The sequence below is a fragment of the Pseudomonas cichorii genome (genome assembly GCF_003700275.1).
Lineage (GTDB): Bacteria > Pseudomonadota > Gammaproteobacteria > Pseudomonadales > Pseudomonadaceae > Aquipseudomonas > Aquipseudomonas cichorii_B.
In genome coordinates this window covers 68122-92705 of sequence record NZ_RBRE01000017.1, presented here as the reverse complement: position 1 = coordinate 92705, position 24584 = coordinate 68122, and the positions used below count along the sequence as shown (strand labels likewise).

General features: G+C 58.8%; 24 protein-coding genes and 2 pseudogenes. 12 read left to right on the top strand and 14 right to left on the bottom strand.

From position 1 onward, the window contains the following. Positions 1-37: 37 nt before the first annotated feature. The 3 genes from ALQ04_RS05360 (at position 38) to ALQ04_RS05350 (ending at position 2920) form a co-directional block, all read left to right on the top strand. Positions 38-1048: a TRAP transporter substrate-binding protein gene (locus ALQ04_RS05360; protein WP_122314809.1), complete on the top strand. Its 1011-nt coding sequence runs from the start codon at positions 38-40 to the stop codon at positions 1046-1048. Positions 1049-1111: 63 nt separating this feature from the next. Next, a complete protein-coding gene (locus tag ALQ04_RS05355; RefSeq protein WP_122314808.1) occupies positions 1112-1639 on the top strand; it encodes a TRAP transporter small permease in 528 nt (175 codons plus the stop codon). Next, positions 1640-2920, top strand: a complete 1281-nt coding sequence (locus ALQ04_RS05350) for a TRAP transporter large permease (protein ID WP_122314807.1) — start codon at positions 1640-1642, stop codon at positions 2918-2920. A gap of 66 nt (positions 2921-2986) precedes the next feature. Here the strand turns inward: ALQ04_RS05350 and ALQ04_RS27135 are convergent, their stop codons facing one another. Next, positions 2987-3544: a hypothetical protein gene (locus ALQ04_RS27135; RefSeq protein ID WP_259644923.1), complete on the bottom strand. Its 558-nt coding sequence runs from the start codon at positions 3542-3544 to the stop codon at positions 2987-2989. Between the two features lie 407 nt (positions 3545-3951). On the opposite strand from ALQ04_RS27135, the gene ALQ04_RS05335 reads away from it, so the two are divergent. Together ALQ04_RS05335 and ALQ04_RS05330 are read left to right on the top strand one after the other, a co-directional pair. Continuing rightward, positions 3952-4461, top strand: coding sequence for a sigma-70 family RNA polymerase sigma factor (locus ALQ04_RS05335; RefSeq protein ID WP_183142117.1), 510 nt, complete (start codon positions 3952-3954; stop codon positions 4459-4461). A gap of 2 nt (positions 4462-4463) precedes the next feature. After that, the gene (locus tag ALQ04_RS05330; RefSeq protein WP_122314805.1) at positions 4464-5117 is read left to right on the top strand and encodes a ChrR family anti-sigma-E factor; all 654 of its coding nucleotides are present in this window, start codon (positions 4464-4466) and stop codon (positions 5115-5117) included. A 74-nt stretch (positions 5118-5191) separates the two neighbouring features. Here the strand turns inward: ALQ04_RS05330 and ALQ04_RS05325 are convergent, their stop codons facing one another. The 3 genes from ALQ04_RS05325 to ALQ04_RS05315 all read right to left on the bottom strand — a co-directional run bounded on the left by ALQ04_RS05325 (position 5192) and on the right by ALQ04_RS05315 (position 8015). Beyond that, complete coding sequence (locus ALQ04_RS05325; protein ID WP_122314804.1) at positions 5192-6448, bottom strand: 3-phosphoshikimate 1-carboxyvinyltransferase; 1257 nt, start codon at positions 6446-6448, stop codon at positions 5192-5194. Between the two features lie 90 nt (positions 6449-6538). Beyond that, positions 6539-7012 carry a PAS domain-containing protein gene (locus tag ALQ04_RS05320; protein ID WP_122314803.1) on the bottom strand — a complete coding sequence of 158 codons (474 nt, stop codon included), beginning with the start codon at positions 7010-7012 and terminating at the stop codon, positions 6539-6541. A 4-nt stretch (positions 7013-7016) separates the two neighbouring features. Then, positions 7017-8015: a response regulator gene (locus ALQ04_RS05315; RefSeq protein ID WP_122314802.1), complete on the bottom strand. Its 999-nt coding sequence runs from the start codon at positions 8013-8015 to the stop codon at positions 7017-7019. Between the two features lie 354 nt (positions 8016-8369). On the opposite strand from ALQ04_RS05315, the gene ALQ04_RS05310 reads away from it, so the two are divergent. Both ALQ04_RS05310 and ALQ04_RS05305 read left to right on the top strand, forming a co-directional pair. After that, entirely contained in the window at positions 8370-8819 is a 450-nt protein-coding gene (locus tag ALQ04_RS05310; protein WP_122314801.1) for an antitoxin Xre/MbcA/ParS toxin-binding domain-containing protein, read from the top strand. After that, positions 8816-9277, top strand: coding sequence for an RES family NAD+ phosphorylase (locus tag ALQ04_RS05305; RefSeq protein ID WP_122314800.1), 462 nt, complete (start codon positions 8816-8818; stop codon positions 9275-9277). Before ALQ04_RS05310 ends, ALQ04_RS05305 begins: the two co-directional genes overlap by 4 nt. A gap of 25 nt (positions 9278-9302) precedes the next feature. Here ALQ04_RS05305 and ALQ04_RS05300 read toward each other — a convergent pair whose 3' ends face one another. The 3 genes and pseudogenes from ALQ04_RS05300 to ALQ04_RS27600 form a co-directional block, all read right to left on the bottom strand. Then, a complete protein-coding gene (locus ALQ04_RS05300) occupies positions 9303-10478 on the bottom strand; it encodes a murein transglycosylase A (protein WP_122314799.1) in 1176 nt (391 codons plus the stop codon). Positions 10479-10583: 105 nt separating this feature from the next. Then, a pseudogene (locus ALQ04_RS27605) lies at positions 10584-11021 on the bottom strand (methyl-accepting chemotaxis protein); the annotation flags it as partial. A 99-nt stretch (positions 11022-11120) separates the two neighbouring features. After that, positions 11121-11843 (bottom strand): annotated as a pseudogene (locus ALQ04_RS27600) (PAS domain-containing protein); the annotation flags it as partial. A gap of 370 nt (positions 11844-12213) precedes the next feature. On the opposite strand from ALQ04_RS27600, the gene ALQ04_RS05290 reads away from it, so the two are divergent. Next, positions 12214-13176: a GDP-mannose 4,6-dehydratase gene (locus tag ALQ04_RS05290; RefSeq protein WP_122314797.1), complete on the top strand. Its 963-nt coding sequence runs from the start codon at positions 12214-12216 to the stop codon at positions 13174-13176. 47 nt (positions 13177-13223) lie between these two features. Here the strand turns inward: ALQ04_RS05290 and gmd are convergent, their stop codons facing one another. Both gmd and ALQ04_RS05280 read right to left on the bottom strand, forming a co-directional pair. Beyond that, positions 13224-14270, bottom strand: a complete 1047-nt coding sequence (gene gmd / locus ALQ04_RS05285) for a GDP-mannose 4,6-dehydratase (RefSeq protein ID WP_122314796.1) — start codon at positions 14268-14270, stop codon at positions 13224-13226. A gap of 252 nt (positions 14271-14522) precedes the next feature. Next, positions 14523-15302: an exodeoxyribonuclease III gene (locus ALQ04_RS05280; protein ID WP_025257912.1), complete on the bottom strand. Its 780-nt coding sequence runs from the start codon at positions 15300-15302 to the stop codon at positions 14523-14525. A gap of 82 nt (positions 15303-15384) precedes the next feature. Here ALQ04_RS05280 and pyrE point away from each other — a divergent pair, with 82 nt between their 5' ends. Together pyrE and ALQ04_RS05270 are read left to right on the top strand one after the other, a co-directional pair. Continuing rightward, positions 15385-16026, top strand: coding sequence for an orotate phosphoribosyltransferase (pyrE, locus tag ALQ04_RS05275; RefSeq protein WP_122314902.1), 642 nt, complete (start codon positions 15385-15387; stop codon positions 16024-16026). Between the two features lie 33 nt (positions 16027-16059). After that, positions 16060-16659 carry a DUF4124 domain-containing protein gene (locus ALQ04_RS05270; protein WP_183142114.1) on the top strand — a complete coding sequence of 200 codons (600 nt, stop codon included), beginning with the start codon at positions 16060-16062 and terminating at the stop codon, positions 16657-16659. A 116-nt stretch (positions 16660-16775) separates the two neighbouring features. Here ALQ04_RS05270 and ALQ04_RS05265 read toward each other — a convergent pair whose 3' ends face one another. Continuing rightward, entirely contained in the window at positions 16776-17027 is a 252-nt protein-coding gene (locus ALQ04_RS05265) for a DUF6124 family protein (RefSeq protein ID WP_122314794.1), read from the bottom strand. A gap of 557 nt (positions 17028-17584) precedes the next feature. On the opposite strand from ALQ04_RS05265, the gene ALQ04_RS05260 reads away from it, so the two are divergent. Together ALQ04_RS05260 and ALQ04_RS05255 are read left to right on the top strand one after the other, a co-directional pair. Next, on the top strand, positions 17585-18928 hold the full coding sequence (locus ALQ04_RS05260) for an S-type pyocin domain-containing protein (RefSeq protein ID WP_122314793.1): 1344 nt from the start codon (positions 17585-17587) through the stop codon (positions 18926-18928). After that, complete coding sequence (locus ALQ04_RS05255; protein WP_122314792.1) at positions 18928-19179, top strand: bacteriocin immunity protein; 252 nt, start codon at positions 18928-18930, stop codon at positions 19177-19179. Before ALQ04_RS05260 ends, ALQ04_RS05255 begins: the two co-directional genes overlap by 1 nt. 167 nt (positions 19180-19346) lie before the next feature. Here the strand turns inward: ALQ04_RS05255 and argB are convergent, their stop codons facing one another. The 4 genes from argB to coaBC are packed head-to-tail and all read right to left on the bottom strand — an operon-like array spanning position 19347 to position 24581. After that, positions 19347-20252 (bottom strand): acetylglutamate kinase, encoded by a 906-nt coding sequence (gene argB, locus ALQ04_RS05250; protein ID WP_122314791.1) that lies wholly within the window; start codon positions 20250-20252, stop codon positions 19347-19349. Between the two features lie 29 nt (positions 20253-20281). Next, positions 20282-22855 carry a phosphomannomutase/phosphoglucomutase gene (locus ALQ04_RS27465; RefSeq protein WP_122314901.1) on the bottom strand — a complete coding sequence of 858 codons (2574 nt, stop codon included), beginning with the start codon at positions 22853-22855 and terminating at the stop codon, positions 20282-20284. 55 nt (positions 22856-22910) lie between these two features. Next, positions 22911-23366, bottom strand: coding sequence for a dUTP diphosphatase (gene dut, locus ALQ04_RS05240; protein WP_122314790.1), 456 nt, complete (start codon positions 23364-23366; stop codon positions 22911-22913). Between the two features lie 6 nt (positions 23367-23372). Beyond that, positions 23373-24581: a bifunctional phosphopantothenoylcysteine decarboxylase/phosphopantothenate--cysteine ligase CoaBC gene (gene coaBC / locus ALQ04_RS05235; RefSeq protein ID WP_122314789.1), complete on the bottom strand. Its 1209-nt coding sequence runs from the start codon at positions 24579-24581 to the stop codon at positions 23373-23375. Positions 24582-24584: the final 3 nt, after the last annotated feature.

The following is a 24584-nucleotide window of genomic DNA, read 5'->3' as shown; positions in this document are numbered from 1 at the left end:
GTAGCACCGACCAAAAACAAAAAAATCGGAGAACTCCATGGATTTCAAACGCAAGCTCCTCCTCACCGTGTTGCCGTTGGCCTTTTGCTTCTCGAATGCCGCCCTGGCGGAAATAAAGATCAAATTTGCCGAAGTACACCCCACGGGCTATCCGCCGGTGGTGGCTGAACAGAACATGGGCAAGAAACTGCAGGAACAAAGCAACGGCGATATCAGCTTCAAGATGTTCGCTGGCGGTGTGCTGGGCTCGGAGAAGGAAGTGATCGAGCAGGTCCAGGCCAACGCCATTCAAATGACCCGGGTCAGCCTGGGCATCGTCGGTCCCGTCGTTCCGGACGTCAACGTATTCAACCTGCCTTTCGTCTTCCGTGACCATGCGCACATGCGGGCAATCATCGACGGCGAGATCGGTCAGGAAATCCTCGACAAGATCACCAACTCGAACTTCAACCTGGTGGCCCTGGCCTGGATGGATGGCGGTACCCGCAACCTCTACACCAAGAAGCCGGTGCGGCAGATCTCCGATCTCAAGGGCATGAAGATCCGCGTGCAGGGTAATCCGGTCTTTATCGACACCATCAATGACATGGGCGGCAACGGCATTGCCATGGCCACGGGCGAAATCTTCAGTGCCCTGCAGACCGGCGTGATCGACGGCGCGGAAAACAACCCGCCGACCCTGCTGGAACACAACCACTACCAGAATGCCAAGTTCTATACCCTGACCGAGCACCTGATCCTGCCCGAGCCTGTGGTGATCTCCAAGGCCACCTGGGAAAAGCTCAGCCCCGAGCAGCAGGCGCTGGTGAAAAAGCTGGCCCGTGAAGCGCAGATGGAAGAGCGCGTGCTGTGGGACAAGAAGTCGGCCGAAGCCGAGGCAAAACTCAAGGCGAGCGGTGTGGAATTCATCACCCTCACGCCTGAACAGAAAAAGGCTTTCTACGACGCCACCCAACCGGTACGCGACAAATATGGCGCGCCGTACAAGGAGCTGATTACCCGAATCGAGGCCGTCAAGTCCGAGAGCGTCAAGGTCGGCACCAACTAAGCCCTTGTTCGATAACGCTGCGCAGCGGGTGAAAGCCCGCTCGCCGCTGCTGTGGTGAGCCCAATGAAAAATACGCTGCTGCGCATCAACGACGTGCTTTACCAGATCTGCATCGCGATTGCCGGCCTGTCGGTGCTGACGATGAGTCTGATCATTCCCTGGGGCATCTTTGCCCGCTATGTACTGGGCAGCGGCTCCAGTTGGCCGGAGCCCACCGCGATTCTGTTGATGGTGGTGTTCACCTTCTTCGGCGCCGCGGCCAGCTACCGCGCCGGTGCACACATGGCCGTATCGATGGCCACTGACCGCCTGCCGCCGCATTTGCGCAGAATCGCCGCACTAGTCGTGCAAATCCTCATGGCGGTGGTCTGCGTGTTCATGACCACCAAGGGTTTCAAGCTCTGCGCCACCACCTGGAATCAGTTCCTCGGCGAGATGCCTTCCCTGCGGGTGGGGATTTCCTATCTGCCGATCCCGATTGGCGGGATCCTGACCTTGATCTTCGTGCTGGAAAAACTGTTTCTGGGTGATCAAAGCCACCGCCGTGTCGTGCGCTTCGATCTGGTGGAAGAAAGCGAAGGGGCTGCCTGAATGGATGCTTTTATATTGCTGGGAAGCTTCATCGCGCTGATTCTGCTGGGCATGCCGGTCGCTTATGCGTTGGGCCTGTCGGCGCTGGTCGGGGCCTGGTGGATCGAGATCCCTTTCGATGCACTGATGATTCAAGTGGCCGGTGGCGTGAACAAGTTTTCGCTGCTGGCAATTCCGTTCTTCGTTCTGGCCGGCGCGATCATGGCCGAAGGCGGAATGTCCCGCCGACTGGTGGCGTTCGCCGGCGTGCTGGTGGGCTTCGTGCGCGGTGGCCTGTCGCTGGTGAACATTGTCGCGTCGACCTTCTTTGGTGCCATTTCGGGCTCGTCGGTGGCCGATACCGCTTCGGTCGGTTCGGTGCTGATTCCGGAAATGGAGCGCAAGGGTTATCCACGCGACTTCTCCACCGCTGTGACTGTCAGCGGTTCGGTGCAGGCCCTGCTCACACCGCCCAGCCATAACTCGGTGCTGTATTCGCTGGCTGCAGGCGGCACGGTGTCCATCGCTTCGCTGTTCATGGCCGGGATCATGCCCGGTCTGTTGCTCAGCGCGGTGATGATGGGCCTGTGCATGATCTTCGCCCGCAAGCGCAACTACCCCAAGGGTGAAGTCATTCCACTGCGCCAGGCGCTGAAGATTGCTGCGGATGCGCTCTGGGGACTGATGGCCATGGTCATCATCCTCGGCGGGATCCTGAGCGGGATTTTCACCGCCACCGAGTCGGCGGCAGTGGCGGTGGTCTGGTCGTTCTTCGTCACCATGTTCATCTATCGCGACTACAAATGGCGCGACCTGCCCAAGTTGATGCATCGGGCGGTGCGTACCATTTCCATCGTGATGATCCTGATCGGCTTTGCCGCCAGCTTCGGTTACATCCTGACGCTGATGGAAATCCCCATGAAGATCACCACGGCTTTCCTGACCCTGTCGGATAACCGTTATGTGATCCTGATGTGCATCAACATCATGCTGCTGTTGCTGGGCACGGTGATGGACATGGCGCCGCTGATCCTGATCCTGACCCCGATCCTGCTGCCGGTGATTGTCGGCATCGGTGTCGATCCGGTGCACTTTGGCATGATCATGCTGGTCAACCTGGGGATCGGCCTGATTACACCGCCGGTGGGTGCGGTGCTGTTCGTTGGTGCTGCGGTGGGCAAGGTCACCATCGAAGCCACCGTCAAGGCACTGCTGCCGTTCTATGTGGCGCTGTTCATGGTGCTGATGCTGGTGACCTATGTTCCGGCCATCTCGTTGTGGCTGCCGAGTGTGGTGCTTTAAAACCTGATGTCAGCAAGGAAGGTTGTATGTTGAACGCACACAGCCTTCCTGTGCTGCCATGGCTGATCAAGGTGTGATAACCAGCTTCGCAACACCGCTCACCTGGGTAACGCCCGTAGGCTGGTTACAATCGTTATTCAAGATGGATTTAAGGTTCTTGAGCTCGAAAACTGTCCTCGCAGAGGCATTCTTGTAGCGTCCGTTGGTAATCTTGCCATTGCTGATAATGAAGGTTTCCAGATTAAGGATATTGTTCACCTGCGCCATGAATTCATAAGTGCTGGTGACGCCATCGTTCCATTTGATGGTCCATGTGATGGGCTGTGTTTGCAGGAAAAGCGACTGGCAGGAAAAGGTCGCCTGAAACTCTTGTACAGATGATGCGCTGGCGCCCACGGGTAGCAGGCAGTTCCAGTTGCTGGTCGTCGACACATTGACCAGATGCTCGGTATTGGTGAGGCCTGGCGACCAGTTTGCCTGATGAGTGCCTATGCATTCGACCAGGCTGACAGGATCTGCCCGGCCTGGGGTGGCATGCAAGCCTGCACCGATGACGACCAACAGCAGGAAGGTCAGCCGAATCAGATAACTTTTCATGGAATGGCGCGAAAGGTTGATGTCCATGAGAACCTCCCGAAGGGATGAATTGAAGTCACGTCCTGATGTACAGGTTAATGAATCCCGCCTTCCTGACCACTGACAGAAATGATAGTGGCTTAGACTGCTTTGAAATAAACTTCCCGCTTTTGAGCCGATTCAATCCTTGCGCGCTTTTCAGTGTCGTCGGGCCCCTATAGTCTGTGGCATACAGCTATCATCGCAGCCAGTCAGAATATTTTTTTACAGCAGTTCATCTTGTGATCCGTTCCGGTCCAGCTTGCGTAACACACAGGCAACCCGTCCCAGACCAGACAACGGCGACCAGAAGGTGGATCATGAGCAGCATTGCCAGTATCAGGACCTTCCGCCACGTGTCACCCACGCCCAGCGACTCGCCAGTAACCCGACTTTGGATCGATGAAGTCACTGCCGTGGCCCTCAGAAAGGACCGCGACAGCTTCATGCGCATCTACGATCACTTCGCCCCGCGCCTGATGCGCTATCTGCAGGGTTTGAAAGTGCCGGAGGGGCAGGCCGAGGAACTGATGCAGGAAGTGCTGCTCAAACTGTGGCACAAGGCCGAGTCCTTCGATCCGGCCAAGGCCAGTCTGGGTACATGGCTGTTTCGCATTGCGCGCAACCTGTACATAGACAGCGTGCGCAAGAACAGTGGCTGGGTCGTGGTGCAGAACTCGCTGGAACAACTTGAGCTGCTGGAGGCGCCTGCCGACCGGTCGCTCGATTACAGCCAGCGCCAGGAACAACAACTGAACACGGCCATCCAGAACCTGCCTGCCGATCAGGCCAGGGTCCTGCGGATGTCCTACTTTGAAGCGCTCAGCCATCGAGAAATCGCCCAACGCCTCGGCATGCCACTGGGAACAGTGAAGTCATGTCTGCGTCTGGCCTTTCAGAAGTTGCGCTCCAGAGTCGAGGAATAATGATGAGTCCAGTCCATCATCCCGATGAGGCCACCCTGGTCAGCTATGCCTCGGGTGCACTGTCACAGGCCATTTCCCTGGTCACTGCCGCGCACCTTGAACAATGTGCCGAGTGCCGGGAGCGCGTGCGCCATGCGGAGCGTATTGGTGGTTTGCTGATGCAGCAGCCGCGTGACAACGTTGTACCGCTCAACGGTCGTGCCGCGATGCTCGCCCGCCTGGACGAGCCACAGCCGAGCCTGGCGCCCGAGCCTGTTCCGCCTGCCCATGAGCCGGATTTGCTGCCGGTTTCCCTGCACGCACACTTTGGTCGTTATTTAAGCAAGCAACCGTGGAAAACCCTGATCCCCGGTGTGCAACGAGTGCGTGCCACGGGTATCGAGGAAGGCAACCTGATGTTGCTGAGAATAGCGCCCGGCGTCAGCATGCCGCTGCATAGCCATGAAAGTAGCGAAATGACCCTGGTGTTGCAGGGTTCGTATCACGATGAACTGGGCGAATACCGGCCTGGAGATGTCGCCGATCTGGATAGCGACACCCAGCATCAACCGACGGCGCACACCGAGGAGTACTGCATCTGTGTGGCCGCTACGGATTCGCCACTGCGTTTTCAGGGCCTGATTGCGCGGATATTGCAGCCGTTGTTCGGCATCTGAACAGCCTTCGCGGATAAATCCGCTCCTGCACGGTTTTGTGCGGGAGCGAATTCATTCGCGAACAAGCCCACCGCTCAACGCTGAATCCGCACACCCAGCGATTCCAGCGCCGCCCAGTAACCGGGATAGGTCTTGCCGACGCAATCCGGGTCGAGAATCCGGATACCGGCGACCTTCAGGCCCGCGAGGGCGAAGCACATGGCGATCCGGTGGTCGGAATGGGTGTCGATCAGCGCATCCACGGTCTGGCCGCTCAACGCCGGATTGGCATGCACCAACAGGTCATCACCCTCCTCGACTGCCAGCCCCGGTGCGATGGCGCACAGGCCGTGGGACAGCGCCGAAATGCGGTCGCATTCCTTGACCCGCAGGTTCGCCAGGCCGACAAAGCGCACAGGCTGATTGTTGAAGGCCGCCAGCACGGCGAGGGTTGGAATCGCGTCCTGCATCTGCGAGCCGTCGATCACCGCCGGCATGTTCGGGAAACTGTCGATGATCTGGCTGGCCAGTGCATCGGGCTGGGTGAACTCTTCAGTGGCGACACCCAGGTCGATCCTGCCCTCGGTCAGCACCTGGGCCGCCCACAGGTAAGTCGCCGCCGAGGCGTCAGGCTCGATATGGAAGTCGGTGGCCTGATAGCCGGTGGCCGACACTTTCCAGGCGGCATCGCCCATCGCTTCGACTTCGGCACCGAAGGCTTTCATTGCTGCCAGGGTCAGGTCGACATAGCCACGTGCGCCGATTTCGCTGCCGGTCAGTGCGACTTCGATCGGGCCCTGGCCGCAGGCACCTGCCATCAGCAATGCCGAGACATACTGGCTGGAGAGATTGCCGTCGATTTCGATACGCCCGGCAGCCAGACCGCCGAGGCCCTTGATGGTGACCGGCGGGCAGCCGGTCGGCGCGCTGACTTCCACGCCCATGCGCTGCAGGGCATCGACCAGCGGGCCGATCGGGCGCTTGCGCATGTACTCATCGCCGTCGACGATGAATTCACCTTCAAAGTTGGCCAGCGCCGCAGTCAGGAAACGGGTCGCGGTGCCGGCATTGCCCAGGAACAGCGCCTGTTGCGGTGCCTGCCAGTGTCCGCTGCTGGTGACCACGAAAGTGCTGTCATCCGGTTCGTCGACCTGCACGCCCATCAGGCGCAAGGCTTCGGACATGACGCGGGTATCGTCACTCTTCAAGGCGCCGGTCAGGCGACTCGTACCTTTTGCCAGGCCAGCCAGCAGCAACGCCCGGTTGGTGATCGATTTGGAGCCCGGTGGGCTGACGCGCCCGACCAGAGGGTGCTCGACAGGCAAAACAGTGAGTGTGGATTGAGGTCGCATGATGTCCCTGAACGTCACCGGAAAAACCGCGATCCTAGCACGAGCGGGAGCCGGGCTGCAGGTCGATGGCAGCCCGGCTCCCCGAGTCGCCTAGCCGTTCGCCGGCTTGCCGGAAATCTGCTTCAGCGCGGCCTGCAACTGGTGGCGGTTGGTAGCCACGTCGGTAACGTCGTAGATCACCAGACAGATCTGGTTGATTTCGTTGTTGGTCGCCCGCAACGGAAACATCGTGGTGTTCTGGTACATGAACTCTTCCTGCCCGGTGATGGGCTGGTAATTCTTGAAGCGCACCAGATAAGGCCGCTGTTCCCAGATGGTGAAGGCCGGAGTGCCGAGGGTCACGACGTTCTCGACCTTCTTGCTGAACCACTGCTTATTGACCTCGGGGAACAGCTCGAAGAAGGTCTTGCTGGTCGCTTCATAGGGCGTCACGCCGGAGCGGTTTTCCATGAAGGTATTCCAGACCATCACCCGGTAATCGCGGTCCAGAACCACGATGCCGACATCGATGTTCTGGGTGACGGCCAACAACCAGTGCAGCTCGTTGATATCGATATGGCTCATGGCGTCAGCTCATCATGTAGGCAAGTTTGCGGGTAAGCCGCTCGACCGAGTCTTCGGTGAACAGCATCAGCAGGTCGAAGTGAATGTTATGGCCCTCGACGCTGTAACTGATTTCCACCGCCAGGGTTTTCTTCCAGCGCTGCTGGTTGACGCGAATCAGTTCGTCGATCCCGCCCTGGGCGCCGAGAATCTGCGGATGGCTTTGCGAGAAGGCAATGTCGATCTGCTCGGCAATCCCGCTCAGACAGGCACCGATCAGTACCGTGGACAGGTCCAGCAGCATCTCCATGTCCGTGTAGTCGGGCGAATCGCGTTGCATGAGCTGAGCCATGTCGGAGAGTTCCGAGTCATGGAAAATCAGCAGCGCCTCACCGGAAATGCCGCCGCCGATATAGCCCTGGCACACCGCTGTCAGGCGTTGCTCGCTATGGGCATCGGCCAGCGCCATGTGCAGTTCGCCGACTTCGAGCATGTTGACGTTGGGGACCGGCAACTGCACGAACACGCCCAGCACCTTGGCCAGCAAGGCTGCGGCCCGGCCCATGGCGACGTTGATGGTTTCCCGGAAGGCATCCTGGAAACTGATGGCGCCATCCTTGAGCGGCGGAATAACCGCAGGCACTTTCGATGGCTCGCCCATCAGACCCAGGCGGATCAGGGTTTGCTTGAGCTCTTGCGGGTCGGCGGGCTTTTTCAGGAAGGCCAGTGCACCAAGCTCCATGACGCGGCGCACGGCTTCATCCTGGACGTCGCCGGAAACCACGATGACCTTGGCCTCCAGGTTTTCGGCACGAATGGCCGCCAGCGCCTGATAGCCATCCATGACCGGCATTGTCAGGTCCAGCAGCACAACCTGACCCAATCCATTGCGAACGGCACCCAGCCCTTCGAGTCCATTGGTTGCCATCGTGACCGATACACCCCAGTCCTCAGGCAAGGCGCGCAACAGTTGCTTGCGCGCCATATTGGAGTCATCGCAAATCAGCAGCGGAATCATGGACATGCATTGTTTCTCACTACAAAGGTTTCAGGCTGACGGCAGCAGAGTATCAATACGTTCGATTGCATTCACGAGAAATGCGAGTGGCTGAAGCAATGACGATTTATCGCACCAGGCCTTGCCAGGCATGCAATAGCGCCGCAGCACAGGTTCAATATAGCAGGGTGACGAAACGGATATATATCCCTGGCGATATCATGCTTTATCGGCTTCGTTACGGAATACTGAGCCCGTAAATAACGGCTGGGCCTGATTCTTGTTGCGGGTGTCTTTTTTGCCGTCTGTCAGTCGCCATCATGACAGATGGATTATCAAGTGATATATCTGGTGAATATCAATAGATAGAAGGATTCTGTCATGCCTGTGGCCATTCGTGATTATTACCCTGCCCCGATCAAGGACGAGGATTTCTGGCAGAAGCTGGGCGTTCCGCCACGCGGCGCGCAGCTGTATACCGCCCTGCGTGCCGGGCTGCCCTACGAAGTGTTCGAGCGCCTGGCGCATTACACCGACCTGAATCGTTCGACCCTGGCCGAGCATCTGGGCATTGCCCCCGCGACCCTGCAACGACGTCTTAAAGTCCGGCAGTTCAATGCCGAGGAAAGCGACCGCCTGTTTCGCCTGGCTGCGATCTACAAGGCTGCGCTGGATCTGTTTGAAGACGACAGTGAAGCCACCCGCCGCTGGCTGACCTCGCCTGTTTATGGCCTGGGCCAGCGCCGGCCCATGGAAATGCTCACGACTTCGGCAGAAGCCCAGGCCGTGCTGGATCTGATCGGTCGTCTTGAACACGGGGTCGTGGCGTGATCCATGTCTACCGTCTGGTAAAGCGCAAATGGCTGGCCCAGGCCTTCGATGGTGAAGGCGCAAAGCTGTATGGAGGACGCTGGAACAGCAAGGGCCGGGCTTGCGTGTACTGCGCTGGCAGCGAGTCGCTGGCATTGCTGGAAGTACTGGTCCATCTGGATAATTCCAGCATGGTCCAGCATTACGTGATGCTTGAACTGCAGATCGCCGCAGATCGCATTCTCAATGCCCGCCCCGACAGTCTTCCTGCGGACTGGCGCGAAGAGCCTGCGCCACCTTCAACGGCTTCGTTCGGCGATGCCTGGCTGGACTCCGGGCAAAGTCTGGCGCTGGCGGTGCCCAGCGTGATCGTGCCGCGTGAATCCAACTACCTGCTCAATGTGCAGCATCCGTCCTTCAAGAGCGCGGTGGCCAAGGCCAGGGAGCTGGATTTCACGGTGGATCGCCGTTTCGGCTAGGCCGAGGTCTTGCCTGCGCAGAGTGTTACTTCTGCGCAGTCTCGGCATCCTGAGGCAAGGCCTTGTCCTTGGGCCATAACAGCCAGATATTGCCCTTCTGCTTCATGTCTCCGGCCAGATTCCCGGCGGCCTCGCCCGTACCCCAGAACAGGTCGGCGCGTACTTCACCGGCAATCGCGCCGCCAGTGTCCTGAGCCGCTACCGGCCTAACCAGGCTGCTGCCGTCCGGGCGTGTGGTCGACAGCCAGAGCAGGCTGCCCAAAGGAATCACCTTGCGGTCGATGGCTACGCTATAGCCAGCAGTCAGCGGCACGTTCAACGAACCACGCGGACCTTCGTTGCTGTCCGGGTTGCGGGTGAAGAACACATAGCTGGGGTTGCTGGCCAGCAGTTCGGGAACACGCTGCGGATGCGCCTTGGCCCAGGCGGCAATGGTGCCCATGGTCACGTCTTCTTTCTTCAGCTCGCCCTGCTCCACCAGCCAGCGGCCAATGGCACGATAAGGACGACCGTTCTGATCGGCGTAGGCCAGGCGCGCTTGCGTGCCGTCCGGCAGGCTGATCCGCCCGGAGCCCTGAATCTGCAGGAACTGCAAGTCCATCGGATCGGTGAGCCAGGCAATCACTGGCGCATCCAGCCCCTGGCTGTTGATGGTCGCGGCGTCGTCATAAGGCTTGAGTACCCGTCCTTCAAGCCGTCCTCGCAGGCGCTTGCCCTTGAGTTCCGGGTAGATGCTGTCCAGATTGACCACGATCAGATCGTCGGGAATGCCATACACCGGGACCGAAGCCTGCTCGCTCTGGCTCAGGCTGCCGGGGTAGACGGGTTCGTAATAGCCGGTGATCAGGCCGTCGGTGCTGCCGCTGTCGTTACGCAGGCTGTAGACCTGCAGATTGGCTTGCAGAAAGGCGCGTATCTCGGCGGCGCCGGCGTTCGCTGCCAGGCTGGCCGCCGCGCCGCAGGTGCCGCCCCATACCGGGTCGGCTTTCAAGCGGACACAGGCGCTGCGCCATGAGGCGAAACCGGCCTGCAGGTCGCTGTCGGTAACGGCTGGCAGCGCTTCCCAGGTGCTCTTGTTGTACGAAGTATGGGGTGCAGCGGTCTTGGCCGGCTTTTCGGAAACATCACACGCGGTGAGTAACAGGGCCAGCGGTGCAGCCAGCGCCAGACCTTTGCGCCATTGTCTGGAAAACAGAGTCATCGATGGACTTTCCTTCGACAGGCTGCCCGCAGGGGCAGCGTCATGGGCTAAAAAGCGCCATTGTCGCGCAAGTCCGTCTTTGTATCGAGTGACTCTGTTTGCCGGTTATTTCAGTCGATTGGCAAATTGTCCGACGGCCCCGACCACCTGCTTGGCACCGTCCTGAATCTCGACAATCACCGAGCCCGCCTCGTTGGCCAGAGCCAGGCCCTGCTCGGCCTGCCCGCGGCTGTTGGCCATGCCGCGCACGGCTTCATCGGCCAGCGTCTGGTTCTGCTGCACGACGCTGACAATCTCTTCGGTAGCTGCACTGGTGCGCCCGGCCAGTTGCCGCACTTCATCGGCCACCACCGCAAAGCCGCGGCCCTGCTCGCCGGCCCTGGCGGCTTCAATCGCGGCGTTGAGGGCCAGCAGGTTGGTCTGCTGGGCGATACCTCCGATGGTCTGCACGATCGAGCTGATCAGCAGCGACTGTTTGCCCAGCGCCTCGATGCCTGCGGATGCCGATTGCAGCTCATCGGAGATTCTGTGCATGGTCTGCACGGTGTTCTGTACCACCGTTGCCCCGCGCTGGGCGCTGACGTCGGTCTGTTGAGAGATATCGAAGGCAATGCTTGCCGCCTTGCTGACTTCCTCTTCACGCAGCACCTGATCGGTGACGACGGTGGCGAACTTGACGACTTTGTAGAGCTTGCCCTGGGCATCGTGAACCGGGTTATAGGTCGCTTCCAGCCACACTACCCGGCCATTGCTGTCGATACGCTTGAAGCGCCCGGCCACGAATTCGCCGCGGTTCAGGGTGGTCCAGAACTCCTTGTACTGGCTCGATGAACTCTCCTGCGGTTCGCAAAACATGCTGTGATGTTTGCCCTTGATCTGGCTGAGGTTGTAGCCCATGCCGCGCATGAACTGATCATTGGCGATCAGCACGTGACCGCCCAGATCGAACTCGATCACTGCGGTGGAGCGCAGCAATGCCTGGATGAAGGCCGAGTTCTCGGCGGCCGTCTCGATGGTCTGGGTGATGTCCGAGCCGTAGCACCTGATTTCCAGCAGCTTGCCGCTGTCATCCAGAATCGGTTGCCACATGGCGCGAATCCACGCCAGGCTGCCGTCAGCGCGCAGAAAACGATAGTTGTCGAAAGCCGACTCGCCCTTTTGTACCGCGGCCACAAGGTTGCGATAGCAATCGAGCTGTTTGACGTAGGCCGGAATCAACTGATCCATGTTGCGGCCTACCAGTTGCTCAGCGGAATAACTCAGCATCTTGAGGAAATTGCTGTTGGCATGGGTAATGCGATAGTTGGCATCCACGATCACGGACACCATTCGCGCGTCCATGCCTTTCTGCATTTGCCTGTACATCGATAACTCGGCGTGTTGCGCCTGTAATTCCTTTTTCAAGCTGGTATTGAACATGGCGACACCAACAACAGTAGTGGATATTCAGTGCTATCGACTGCAAGCGTAGAAGGCTTAATGCCCTTCGTCGAATGAGGGTGATGGAGGGTCGGAAATATTCTCCGGACTGAACTTGAGGCGTTAAAAAACAGTCATACATCGGCCTGTGAAGTCCACGGATACAGGACAAAGCAAGAGACTCGGACTAGCCTGCTTGCAAAGGCGCTGTGTCAGGTCTGCTTCAGGCGCGCCGCGCCTGTGCAACGTCTGCCTGTCAAATCCCCTGCTTGCCGGGTTCTGTCCGAAAACACACCTCATGGAGGAAACCCCCACGATGCAGCGCATCCTGATCACCGGTGCCAACGGTTTCGTTGGGAAGATTCTATGCGAGACCCTGCAGGCCGCCGGGCACCATGTCATTGCCCTGACAGGCAACACCTCGCCTGCGCCTTCGCATGCCGACCAGCTCCTGCAGTGCGATATCCGGGATGCCGAAAGCCTGGAGCAGGCGATTGCCGAAGCGGCTCCGAGCCATGTCGTGCATCTGGCGGCCATTACCCATGTGCCGACCAGCTTCAAGGAACCGCTGCTGACCTGGCAAACCAACGTCATGGGCAGCGTCAACCTGTTGCAGGCCTTGAAGAACAAGGCGCCCAAGGCGTTTTTATTGTTCGTCAGTTCTTCCGAGGTCTACGGCGGCAGCTTCAAGCAGGCGATTCCCCTGAATGAAAGCAGCCCATGCCAGCCGCTCAATCCATACGCGGCCAGCAAGCTGGCTGCTGAAGCGGTGGTCAACGAATACCTGCGCCAGGGTCAGCCGGGCGTTGTGGTGCGGCCGTTCAACCATATCGGCGCGCAACAGTCGGCTGACTTTGCCACTGCATCCTTTGCCCGCCAGATCGCGCTGGTCGAAGCCGGAGAACAGCCGCCGTTATTGAAGGTTGGCAATCTGCAGGCCGAGCGCGATTTTCTTGATGTCCGGGATGTCTGCAATGCCTACGTCGCATTGCTGCAACTGGCCGACAGGAAAAGCGGCGATTATCCGCGCTGCTTCAATATCTGCAGCGGCCAGCCGCGCAGGATCCAGACCATGCTCGACATGCTGTTGGCCCTGAGTCCGCAAGATATTGAAGTCGGCGAAGATCCAGAGCGCATGCGCCCTTCCGATATCCCCAGCGCAGTCGGTGATAACTCGGTCATTCGGGCTTCCGTGGGCTGGCAGCCCGCTATCGATCTGGAGCAAACCCTTGCCGGGCTTCTGGATTACTGGCGTGCCGAGATAAAAGCGCCGCGCTGAGCATTTGGCCCCCGACAGCCTGAGAGTCCGGGGGCTGAACGCTCAGTTCAGAACGAAGTGCCGTTCCTGTTGCGTTTCAGATCGGTTTCCACCATCAACTGACAGAGCTGTTCCAGATTGGTACTGGCTTGCCAGCCCAATACCCGCCTGGCTTTTTCCGGGTTGCCAATCAACAGCTCGACTTCGGCCGGGCGATAGAACTTCGGATTGACCCGAATCACAGTCTTGCCGGTCCGCGTATCGATGCCGTGCTCGTTATCGGCACTGCCTTTCCAGTCCAGATGAATATCCACGGCCTTGAAGGCCATCGAAACGAAGTCACGAACGGTCTCGGTGCGGTTGGTGGCCAGAACGAAGGTATCCGGCTCGTCGGCCTGCAGCATGCGCCACATGCCTTCGACGTATTCCTTGGCGAAGCCCCAGTCACGCTTGGCGTCCATGTTGCCCAGCTCCAGAACGTCCTGCATGCCCAGGGAAATGCGCGCCACGGCATCGGTGATCTTGCGGGTCACGAACTCTTTGCCGCGCAACGGCGACTCATGGTTGAACAGAATGCCGCTCGAACCAAAGATGCCATAGGACTCGCGATAGTTGATGGTCATCCAGTGCGCGTAGAGCTTGGCCACGCCATAAGGGCTGCGCGGGTAGAACGAGGTGTCTTCGGTCTGCGGAACCTGCTGCACCTTGCCGAACATCTCCGAGGTCGAAGCCTGGTAGAAGCGGATCTTCGGATTGACGATGCGGATGGCTTCCAGCAGGTTGACCGCGCCAAGGCCGGTAATTTCGGCCGTCGTCAACGGCTGGTCGAACGACACGCCGACAAAACTCTGGGCGGCCAGGTTGTAGATCTGGGTCGGTTCGGCTTTTTGCAGGAGGCGAATGCTTGCGCTCAGATCCGTAAGGTCATGCTCGACCAGGTGCAGGTTGGGGTGGTTGGTGACGCCAAGCTCCTCAAGCCGCCAGAAGGTGACTGAGCTGGTACGGCGATAAGTGCCATAAACCTTGTAGCCTTTTTCCAGCAGCAACTGGGTCAGGTAAGCGCCATCCTGGCCCGTGATGCCTGTGATGATTACGGATTCTTTCGGTGCATTCATGTCTGGGTTCCGGTCTGGGATGGCTGATCTTGCTGCATAGCCATGCGTTCATGCTTTCGGCGAGACCTGCCATTCAGGCAACAGGTTTTAGCCAAACTGAAGTCACTACTATAGATCGGAATTGAAACTGCACGCGGGCGTTGTAGGGCTTGCTGTTATTACGGCCAGAAAAAATGCCCGTACCTTGCGCTACGGGCATTTTTTCCAGCGACCTGCGAAGGCCTGATTTTCATGAGCCGCGGATGATCCGGGTCAGATAGTCAGGGTCCAGTCGTAGTCGACGATCAGCGGTGCGTGCTGCGAGAAGCGTGGCTGGCGCGGCAAGCGTGCACTGCGCACGAAGCGGCGCAGGCCCGGCGTCAGGATCTGGTAGTCGAAGCGCCAGCCCAGATTCAGCATCTCGGCCTGTTCGCTGTCGGGCCACCAGCTGTACTGATCGCCTTCACGATTGACTTCGCGCAGGGCATCGACATAGCCCATGGTGCCGACGATCTCGTCCATCCAGGCGCGTTCCGGCGCCAGGAAACCAGGAGATTGCTGACTGTCGCGCCAGTTCTTGATGTCGAGCTTCTGCTGCGCCACATAGAACGAGCCGCAGTAGATGTATTCGCGACGCTTGCGGCGTTGCTTGTCCATGTACTTGGCAAAGTCGTCCATGAGCTTGAATTTCTGATTCAAGTCTTCGTCCCCGTTCATTCCCGACGGGAAAAGCAGGGTTGCAATACTGACTTTATCGAAATCTGCTTGCAGGTAGCGCCCGTAGCGGTCGGCTGTTTCAAAGCCCAGGCCGCTGATTACCGCCTTCGGTTGCAACCGCGAATACAGCGCCACACCACCCTGGGCTGGAACTTCGGCTTCGCAGGCATAAAGGAAGTAGCCATCCAGCTGGAAGGCTGGATCATCCAGCTCAAAGGTGGAGGCGCGGGTGTCCTGTAGACAGATGACGTCGGCATTCTGCGCTTGCAGCCAACTGAGCAAACCACGCTCGACTGCAGCCTGAATGCCATTCACGTTCACACTGATGATCCGCATAAATGGCCCCAAAAATCACGTGCGTGTATGATACCCGAGCTCTACCTATTTAGCTAAATCCGTGGTATTCGGGGCTTTTTTCATGCAGGCGTATCAACGCGATTTCATTCGTTTTGCCATCGATCGCGGCGTTTTGCGCTTCGGTGAGTTCACTCTCAAGTCCGGGCGCACCAGTCCGTATTTCTTCAATGCCGGTCTGTTCAACAGCGGTTCGGCCCTGTCACAGCTGGGGCGTTTCTATGCCGCAGCGGTGGTCGACAGCGGTATTTCCTTCGACGTCCTGTTCGGGCCAGCCTACAAGGGCATTCCTCTGGCGGCCGCGACAGCCGTGGCCCTGGCTGAACATCACGGCATGGATTTGCCGTGGTGCTTCAACCGCAAGGAAGCCAAGGCCCACGGCGAAGGCGGCAGCCTGGTCGGCGCACCGTTGACCGGCAATGTGCTGATCATCGATGACGTGATCACTGCCGGCACCGCAATTCGCGAGGTCATGCAGATCATCCAGGGCCAGGACGCGACAGCGGCCGGCGTCCTGATCGCGCTCAACCGTCAGGAACGCGGCAATGGCGAGCTTTCGGCGATTCAGGAAGTCGAGCGCGACTTTGGAATCCCGGTGGTCAGCATCGTATCCCTGAATCAGGTTCTACAATTCCTTGCAGACGACCCGCAACTCAAGCAGCACTTGCCTGCGGTTGAAGCCTACAGGGCGCAATACGGAATCTGACAAGGAGCGTGTATGGCGGGCGGTGGCAGCAGCATGCGTAAGCTGAATGCCCTGGGGCTCTGGCTGTCACTGGGCATTCTGGCGCCGGTGACGGCCCTGGCTGTCGATACGGGGGAAGTTCTGTTCTACCGTTACATCGATAGCCGTGGCGTAACCGTACTGGATCGCCAGGGCGTGCCGCCGGAATATGTCGCCAAGGGCTATGAGGTGCTCAACAGCCGTGGGCGAGTAGTGCAGGTCGTACCACCCGCACCCACCGCCGAACAGATTCGCCAGGCCGAAGCCGACAAGGTCCAGGCCAGCGCCGATGCGCAGTTGCTGCACCTCTACAGCAGCGTAGAAGAGGTGGATCGCGTCAAGGCCCGCAAGCTGGCCGAGCTGGATGCACTGATCGGCGTGGCCCAGGGCAATGTCCAGGGACTTTCCGCCCAGCAACGCACCCTGCAAAGTCAGGCGGCCGACCTGGAACGCGCCGGCCGGCCGATTCCCCAGAGCCTCATCGACCAGTTGAACGACCTGCAGGACCAGCAACAGCGGCTTCAAGCCGACATCACCCGCTACCAGACCGCCCGCGTACAAGCCGAGACAGGTTTTGCCGAAGATCGGGCGCGGGTGGCAGAGTTGCTTAAGTAGTGCGCGTTTTTCGCGGATAAATCCGCTCCTACAGTAGGAGCGAATTCATTCGCGAATGCCCGTGATTACATTGTGGGAGGGGGCTTGCCCGCGACGAGGCAAGACGTTATCTACAGTTAGCGCGTCGATTGCGACATACGATCAAGCATCTGGTCAATCACCCCCTGAGCCTGACTAATCAAGTGCATTGAAGCCATGATCAGATCTCGCTGCTGGCCATTCAATGCATCGCCCCCTTCATAAACCGTCGCGCCAGCACAGCGCAGCAGGTCCGAGACATGGGCCAGTTGAGTTTCATGGCAATCGATAGTGCTGCCCCGAGAGGACAGGCTGAAAACAGGTGGGTCGGGAACAAGTTTTTTAACCATGGTGTAACTCCTGATAATTAACGGAGCCAACACCCTCGCTGCTAAACGATTGGGTGGCAGCCATGCGCGGGTTAGCAGACCGGTATCAGGAACCCGGCGCACCCGAAGGCGCCCCACGCACGGCCACCATGACGCAGGCCACAGAAGCACCTTGTGTAATGGGGGCGCAGTGCGCCTGATAAGAACGGGCTGCTAAACCCGATCGCTGAATGTTAGCGACCGATGCAGACTAGTGACCGAAATAGGCAGGCGCAAGCGGGTGGGATTGTCTCGGAAGTTTCACTCAAGAGAAAGAGAGGCATCTTGCGATCAGGTGCCGGGACGTGAGTTTGGGAGCGGATAAGCGTCACTTTGTTATGCGACGTTGTGCGGGGGTTGGAATCTACTGCGCGTTTGTGAAGGTGGTTATGCACACCGCACCATGAAAGCAATTGAACATGAAGATTGAAAGTGAGTCATAGGCCTCAGGCCTCAGGCCTCAGGCCTACGCTTACCGACAGCGTCACGCTGCCCGCGCCTTGGGGTGGCAATTTTTCATGGAAGAACAAGGATGACTCATGAGCGGCTATGTGCCAAATCTGCCGAAGGGTTACCGCAATAGCGTTGTTGAACCTGTTGATATCCATGCCCAGCACTGGGCTCAGTACAAAGACCTTCCATCGAAGCAAGAAGCCAAGCCCCAAACCGTGGGATGCGTTTTTGCAAAGAGCTGCGATCTTCCTGATGGCGTAATCGATCACAAGCAGTCAGCTGGTTTTATACCCGTCGAGAAAGTGGGCAACTATGGTGAGCTGTTCCTGCTTGGAGGGTATGAAGCAGATGCAGATGGAAATATCCCTCTCAAGAAAATCAGTAGTGAAGCCTTACCTGCAGGGCTAGGGACGCTTCTGTTAAGGGGGGCTGTTGCTACTGCGGGCGCATCCTGTGGTGGCCTTTGCTCTGCTGGGGTTGCAGTGGCTGGAGCTGGCACAGGGGCAGCAACTGCTGGCGGTGCTGGTGTGGTAACTACTGGTGTTGTTGCTGGAACTTTGGCGGGAGTGGTCGCACTGCTGTGGCCGTCTAGCTTGGGTGATAGCAGCTTGTACTCTGAGGAACAGCTCCAGTCGCTCAAAAAGGGCCGAACCCGCCTTCGGTTGCATGTAGAGCAGCAAGTCGATGGCACATTGAAGGGGTATGGGTACAACACCCAGAAGCGCACTGACTGGGAAATGATTCCTGTAATCCAGTTTGTTGCTCAAGGCGCTCAGCAAGTGGCTGACTTCGGTGACGGCGTAACCCTCATATGGACCCCGGCCGTTGATCCATCCAGCACCTCTGGAATCCCTCCGCTGGAAGGTGCGCCACAGACACCTCATATATGGATTTATCCGCCTACCGAGCAGGCGGATAACATTATTGTCAACCCGATCTATCCACCTGAGTACAAGGATTTCATCCTTGTGTTTCCAGCTGAGTCGGGTGTGCAGCCACTATATATTGTGATGAACGCCCGCAAAAAGCCCGGTACGGTCACAGGGGCAGGGCGCGATATAACAGGCATTTGGCTTGATGACGCTGGTGCAGGACTTGGAGTGCCAATACCGTCACGTATTGCCGATCAGTTACTCGGACAGGAATTTACAGACTTCGATTCATTCCGAGAGGCGCTTTGGAAGTTGGTGGCTAAAGACCCAGAGTTAAGCCAGCAATTCAATGAGCGTAATCTGAAAGGCATGCGGACTGGATTGTCTGCTGTGGCACCAAGAAGCGGGCACGCAGGCAAGAGAATTTCATTTGAACTGCATCATATTGAACTGCATCATATTGAACTGATCAAGGATGGTGGTGCGGTGTACGATATAGACAATATCAGTGTCGTTACGCCGAGACGACACATCGACATACACAGGGGCGTTGAGTGATGGAGTTGAAGACTCATTTGACTGACTACACCGAACAGGAATTCAAGGTCCTGATTCAATCAATTGAAAGCGCACGAACTGAGTCGGAAAGAGACGAACTTGTCGATCATTTCAATAAGGTTGTTCCTCACCCGGCGGGGAGTGATTTGTTGTTCTATCCAGAAGCCGGAGAGGACGATTCGGTTGATGGTGTAACTCAGACTATTAGCAACTACTGTCTTGATAAAGGGTTGCCAGGATTCAAAAGCTGATTTGATAGCCTGAAATGTTCAGGCTGTGAATATTTATGGGATGCACACTCCTTCGCGAATGAATTCGCTCCTACGGTGGGAGCGGATTTATCCGCGAAGAGGTTATCCGCAGCACAAAAAAAAGCCCCGCCAACAACCGCTGGCGGGGCTTTCTGGATCTATCGCAATCAGTGACGCTTGCGATTGGTGATCAGCGTGCCGACGCCGCTGTCGGTGAAGATTTCCAGCAGTACGGCGTTAGGAACGCGGCCGTCGATGATGTGCGAGCTGTGAACCCCGCCCTGAACCGCTTCCAGTGCGCAGCGAATCTTGGGCAGCATGCCGCCGTAGATGGTGCCATCGGCGATCAGGCTGTCGACCTGCTCGGTGGTCAGGCCGGTGAGGACTTCGCCCTGCTTGTCCATCAGGCCGGCGATGTTGGTCAGCAGCATCAGTTTTTCAGCCTTGAGGGCTTCTGCAACCTTGCCGGCAACCAGGTCGGCGTTGATGTTGTAGGACTCGCCATTGGGGCCGACACCAATCGGCGCGATGACCGGAATGAAGTCGCCCTTGACCAGCATGTTCAGCAGTTCGGTGTTGACCCCGACGACTTCGCCCACATGGCCGATGTCGATGATTTCAGGCTTGGTCATTTCCGGTGTCTGGCGGCTGACGGTGAGCTTTTTCGCACGAATCAGCTCTGCGTCCTTGCCGGTCAGGCCGATGGCGCTGCCGCCATGACGGTTGATCAGGTTGACGATGTCCTTGTTGACCTGGCCGCCCAGGACCATTTCCACCACGTCCATGGTCTGGGCGTCGGTGACGCGCATGCCGTCGATGAAGTGACTCTCGATGGACAGGCGCTTGAGCAGATCACCGATCTGCGGGCCACCGCCGTGAACGACCACCGGGTTGATGCCGACCGCCTTCATCAGCACGATGTCGCGCGCGAAGCCGGTTTTCAGCTCCTCGCTCTCCATGGCGTTGCCGCCGTACTTGATTACCAGCGTCTTGCCGACGAAGCGGCGAATGTAAGGCAGCGCTTCGGATAGAACCTTGGCTACATTAGAGGCGGCATCACGGTCGAGGGTCATTCAGGGCTCCAGTCAAAAGGAAAAGGCAATCAGAACGGAAGTGTGAGATCCGGTGCAACTTTCTTGATCTCGGCGTGGAAAACATCCTTGATACGCTGCAGTTCGGCTTCGGTTTCAGCCTCGAAGCGCAATACCAGCACTGGCGTCGTGTTGGAAGCACGTACCAGTCCCCAGCCGTTCGGATAGTCCACGCGCACACCGTCGATGCTGGTCAGTTTAGCGTCGCCCCACTGGGCGTCTTTCTCAAGGGCCTCAATGATGCTGAACTTGGTGACATCGGTCACCTTAATGTTGATCTCAGGCGTGGAAATGTCGTTCGGGAAGGTCTCGAACAGCTCTTCGGCGCTCTGCGATTCCTGGCTGAGGATTTCCAGCAGGCGTGCAGCGCTGTAGATGCCGTCGTCGAAACCGAACCAGCGCTCCTTGAAGAAAATGTGGCCGCTCATCTCGCCGGCCAGCAGCGCGCCGCTCTTTTTCATTTCCTTCTTGATCAGGGAGTGACCGGTTTTCCACATCACCGGACGACCACCATGCTCGCTGATCAACGGAGTCAGGCGGCGAGTGCATTTCACGTCGAAGATGATATCGGCACCCGGATTGCGCTTCAGCACGTCCAGCGCGAACAGCATCAGCAGGCGGTCCGGATAGACCACGTTGCCCTTGTTGGTCACCACGCCCACGCGGTCACCGTCGCCGTCGAAGGCCAGGCCCAGATCGGCACCGGTTTCCTTGACCTTGGCGATCAGGTCTTCGAGGTTTTCCAGCTTGCCCGGATCCGGGTGATGGTTGGGGAAGTTGCCGTCGACTTCCGCGAACAGGGAAATCACTTCGCAGCCCAGGGCTTCGATCAGTTGCGGGGCGATCACGCCGGCCGCGCCGTTGCCGCAGTCGACCACGACCTTGAGCTTGCGGGCCATCACGATGTCGTTCTTGATCTGCTGGAAGTAGCGATCAAGGATATCGACCTGGGTGATGCTGCCTTTCTGGAAGGTCAGGTTGTTGGTCTTGATCCGCTCATGCAGCGCCTGGATCTGCTCGTTGGCCAGGGTGTCGCCAGCGATGACGATCTTGAAGCCGTTGTAGTCCTTGGGGTTGTGGCTGCCGGTCAACATGACACCGGTCTTGCCAGCCAGCACATTGGCCGCGTAGTACAGCGCAGGGGTCGGCACCAGGCCGACATCGCTGACATGGCAGCCGCTGTCGTGCAGGCCTTGAATCAGTTGTTGCACCAGCTCAGGGCCTGAAAGACGTCCGTCGCGGCCAACGCTGACGTTTGGCTCGTTCTGGGCCAGGCTTTCAGCGCCGACGGCGCGGCCGATCCAGTAAGCCGTTTCAGCATTGAGGGTATCCCCGACCACGCCACGGATGTCATAGGCGCGGAAAATATTGTCGGGAAGTTTAGGTGCCGTGGATGCTTGGCTGCTCATAACTGGGGGATGCTCCGATCTCAGGAAGTCCTGGTTTTCGTCGAGAAGGTCGATATCAAGAATATCGGTATCTTGAAACAGCGGATCTGTCCATTGGGTGTCAGGTGCAGTGAATGGCGTCGAAACACTGTTTCTCGTAATGCTTGCGGCGTCCGACTCTTCGTTCACGACCGGCTGGGGCTGGTCGCGAAGCGAAAAGCGGGCAAGTGCCTGAGCCAGACTGTTGAGTGCCTCAAGGCTCAAACCGAAGGGTTTGACGGTTTTTCCGTCCGAGAGTTCTTGAAGCAGCTGATTCAGTTGCCGGGCATCCTCGCAAATACGCCGTTGCAGAGCCCTTTCATTAAAGTGCAGTCCCAGTAATACGCCAGCCAGGGCAATGAGCGCGGCCAGTAGCAGAAGCAGCAGGGAAGGTGAGGATTGCAGTGATGAGCCGGGGGTGAATTCGAGCTTCCAGTTGGCATGGCCGGTATCGAAACTCACGGGCTTGCCGCCGCCCGCTTCCCCGCGTTGCAGGAAGATCTGTTGCTGTCCGCTGCCGAATTGCTGGCTGAGAACGACCTTGCCAGCCTCGGCAGGCATCACCGGCAATGTATTGAGCAGGCGTTGTGGGTCGAACGCCAGCAGCAGGGTGCCAATGACCGGCTGGGTCGGATCGGCACGGACCGGGGCGGCGCTGTAGATCACCCAGCGTTCGCCCAGCTTGCGTGCTTCTGGAGTTGCAACCTGACCCTGGGCGGCGTCGTTGAGCATGTCCAGGGTCGCAAAGCTCACTGGCAGCGAGCCCTGGGTATCGACGTCATTCAGGCCCTTGGGGTCGATTCGTGCGCCGATCAGGCCATCCCAATGCTTGAGCTGGCCCTGGAGTGCCGCCAGAGCGGTTGCGTCCTTGTTCTGCAGCGCTTGTACCAGCGCACCGTTGGAGGCCGCTGCCTGAGTGTCGGCGCTCATCTGCTTCAGAGCCAGATTGACTGCCGAGGCCTGGCTACTGCCCCAGGCCTGGGTGAGCGGATCCTGCTGGACAGGATTGCCCGATATCGCCAGCCAGATCAATACGGCTGCGCACAGCAGGCCTGCGATGGCCAGGAAGAGGCCGGGGAACAAGCCTTGCAGGCTTGCCGCCGGAAGCGGGTTGGTGGCGGTTAGCGATTGCTTTGACACGTTTTGACTGCCTTTCACCCGACCCTCCTGCGAATCTTCCTGAAACGGGATGATCTTCCTGAACAGCGAGCGATCAGTGGCTGCCGGAGTGACCGAAACCGCCGGTGCCGCGCTGGCTTTCATCGAACTCTTCGACCAGCTCGAAGCGGGCCTGTACCACCGGCACCAGCACCAGTTGGGCAATGCGTTCACCGATCGAGATGTTGAATGCGGTCTGCCCGCGGTTCCAGCAGGAAACCATCAGCTCGCCCTGGTAATCGGAGTCGATCAGGCCGACCAGATTGCCCAGCACGATGCCGTGTTTGTGGCCCAGACCCGAGCGCGGCAGGATCATGGCCGCCAGGCCTGGATCACCGATGTAGATCGACAGGCCGGTGGGGATCAGCAGGGTCTGGCCGGGTTCGAGGAGGGTGTCTTCCTTGAGCATGGCGCGCAGGTCCAGGCCGGCGGAGCCCGTGGTGGCGTAGGCCGGAAGCGGGAATTCGTTGCCGATGCGAGGGTCGAGGATCTTGGCTTGTAGAGCGTGCATTCGTAGTTAAACCTGATTCATGCGTTCTGCGATAAAGGTGACCAGTTGGCGGGCAATCTTGGCCTTGCTGGTCTGGGTGAAAAGCGTTGCGTGCAACGCCCGGTCGATCACGCTGCAGGCGTTCTCCTCGCTGTTGAAGCCGATGCTGGGGTTGGCCACATCATTGGCGACGATCAGGTCGAGGTTCTTGTCCTTGAGTTTACGTGCAGCATAGTCGAGCAGGTGTTCGGTCTCGGCAGCGAAGCCGACACTGAAAGGGCGATCCGGGCGCGTGGCGATGGTGGCCAGGATGTCCGGGTTGCGGACCATCTGGAGTAGCAGGCCGTCGCCGTTGGTAGGATCTTTCTTGAGTTTGTGAGGGGCGATGACTTCCGGGCGGTAATCAGCCACCGCAGCGGAGGCGATGAACAGATCACAGGGGATCGCGGCCTCACAGGCGGCCAGCATGTCGCGGGCGCTGACCACATCGATGCGCGATACGCGATCCGGGGTCGGCAGGTTGACCGGACCGGTAATCAGCGTGACACGTGCGCCAGCCTCCACGGCGGCTTCGGCCAGGGCAAAGCCCATCTTGCCGGAGCTGTGGTTGGTGATGTAGCGCACCGGGTCGATGTTTTCCTGCGTCGGGCCCGCGGTAATCACCACATGCTTGCCGGTCAGGGTCAGGCGCTGGAAGCAGTCGGCGGCACATTGGGCCAGATCGTTGGCTTCGAGCATGCGCCCGAAACCCACGTCGCCACAGGCCTGGCTGCCGGACGCCGGGCCGAAGACGCGAAAGCCGCGCTCTTCGAGCAGCCGGGTATTGGCCTGCACCGACTCGTCGCGCCACATGGCCTGGTTCATGGCCGGGGCAATCGCGACCGTGGCGTCGGTCGCCAGCACCACGGTGGTCAGCAGGTCATTGGCAATGCCTTGCGCCAGACGAGCGATCAAGTCGGCAGTGGCCGGTGCGACGAGGATCAGGTCCGCCCACTTGGCCAGCTCGATATGCCCCATCGCAGCTTCGGCAGCGGGGTCCAGCAGATCCATGTGGACGGGGTGCCCGGAAAGGGCCTGCATGGTCAGGGGGGTGATGAACTCGGCTCCGCCCTTGGTCATGACGACACGCACTTCTGCGCCGTGATCGCGTAACCGGCGTACCAGTTCGGCGCTCTTGTAGGCCGCGATGCCGCCGCCGACGCCCAGAACGATGCGTTTTCGATACAGCCGCTGCATAGG

Bases quoted from the DNA above. Each gene is read 5' to 3' on its own strand.
- ALQ04_RS27135 (WP_259644923.1), bottom strand. From the start codon at position 3,544: ATGGACATCAACCTTTCGCGCCATTCCATGAAAAGTTATCTGATTCGG.
- argB (WP_122314791.1), bottom strand. From the start codon at position 20,252: ATGACCCTCGACCGTGATGCCGCCTCTAATGTAGCCAAGGTTCTATCC.
- ALQ04_RS05290 (WP_122314797.1), top strand. From the start codon at position 12,214: ATGCAGCGCATCCTGATCACCGGTGCCAACGGTTTCGTTGGGAAGATT.
- ALQ04_RS05350 (WP_122314807.1), top strand. From the start codon at position 1,640: ATGGATGCTTTTATATTGCTGGGAAGCTTCATCGCGCTGATTCTGCTG.
- dut (WP_122314790.1), bottom strand. From the start codon at position 23,366: ATGCACGCTCTACAAGCCAAGATCCTCGACCCTCGCATCGGCAACGAA.
- ALQ04_RS05355 (WP_122314808.1), top strand. From the start codon at position 1,112: ATGAAAAATACGCTGCTGCGCATCAACGACGTGCTTTACCAGATCTGC.
- ALQ04_RS05265 (WP_122314794.1), bottom strand. From the start codon at position 17,027: ATGGTTAAAAAACTTGTTCCCGACCCACCTGTTTTCAGCCTGTCCTCT.
- ALQ04_RS05255 (WP_122314792.1), top strand. From the start codon at position 18,928: ATGGAGTTGAAGACTCATTTGACTGACTACACCGAACAGGAATTCAAG.
- ALQ04_RS05310 (WP_122314801.1), top strand. From the start codon at position 8,370: ATGCCTGTGGCCATTCGTGATTATTACCCTGCCCCGATCAAGGACGAG.
- ALQ04_RS05360 (WP_122314809.1), top strand. From the start codon at position 38: ATGGATTTCAAACGCAAGCTCCTCCTCACCGTGTTGCCGTTGGCCTTT.
- ALQ04_RS05270 (WP_183142114.1), top strand. From the start codon at position 16,060: ATGCGTAAGCTGAATGCCCTGGGGCTCTGGCTGTCACTGGGCATTCTG.
- ALQ04_RS05300 (WP_122314799.1), bottom strand. From the start codon at position 10,478: ATGACTCTGTTTTCCAGACAATGGCGCAAAGGTCTGGCGCTGGCTGCA.
- ALQ04_RS05320 (WP_122314803.1), bottom strand. From the start codon at position 7,012: ATGAGCCATATCGATATCAACGAGCTGCACTGGTTGTTGGCCGTCACC.
- pyrE (WP_122314902.1), top strand. From the start codon at position 15,385: ATGCAGGCGTATCAACGCGATTTCATTCGTTTTGCCATCGATCGCGGC.
- ALQ04_RS05260 (WP_122314793.1), top strand. From the start codon at position 17,585: ATGAGCGGCTATGTGCCAAATCTGCCGAAGGGTTACCGCAATAGCGTT.
- gmd (WP_122314796.1), bottom strand. From the start codon at position 14,270: ATGAATGCACCGAAAGAATCCGTAATCATCACAGGCATCACGGGCCAG.
- ALQ04_RS05315 (WP_122314802.1), bottom strand. From the start codon at position 8,015: ATGTCCATGATTCCGCTGCTGATTTGCGATGACTCCAATATGGCGCGC.
- ALQ04_RS05280 (WP_025257912.1), bottom strand. From the start codon at position 15,302: ATGCGGATCATCAGTGTGAACGTGAATGGCATTCAGGCTGCAGTCGAG.
- ALQ04_RS05325 (WP_122314804.1), bottom strand. From the start codon at position 6,448: ATGCGACCTCAATCCACACTCACTGTTTTGCCTGTCGAGCACCCTCTG.
- coaBC (WP_122314789.1), bottom strand. From the start codon at position 24,581: ATGCAGCGGCTGTATCGAAAACGCATCGTTCTGGGCGTCGGCGGCGGC.
- ALQ04_RS05330 (WP_122314805.1), top strand. From the start codon at position 4,464: ATGAGTCCAGTCCATCATCCCGATGAGGCCACCCTGGTCAGCTATGCC.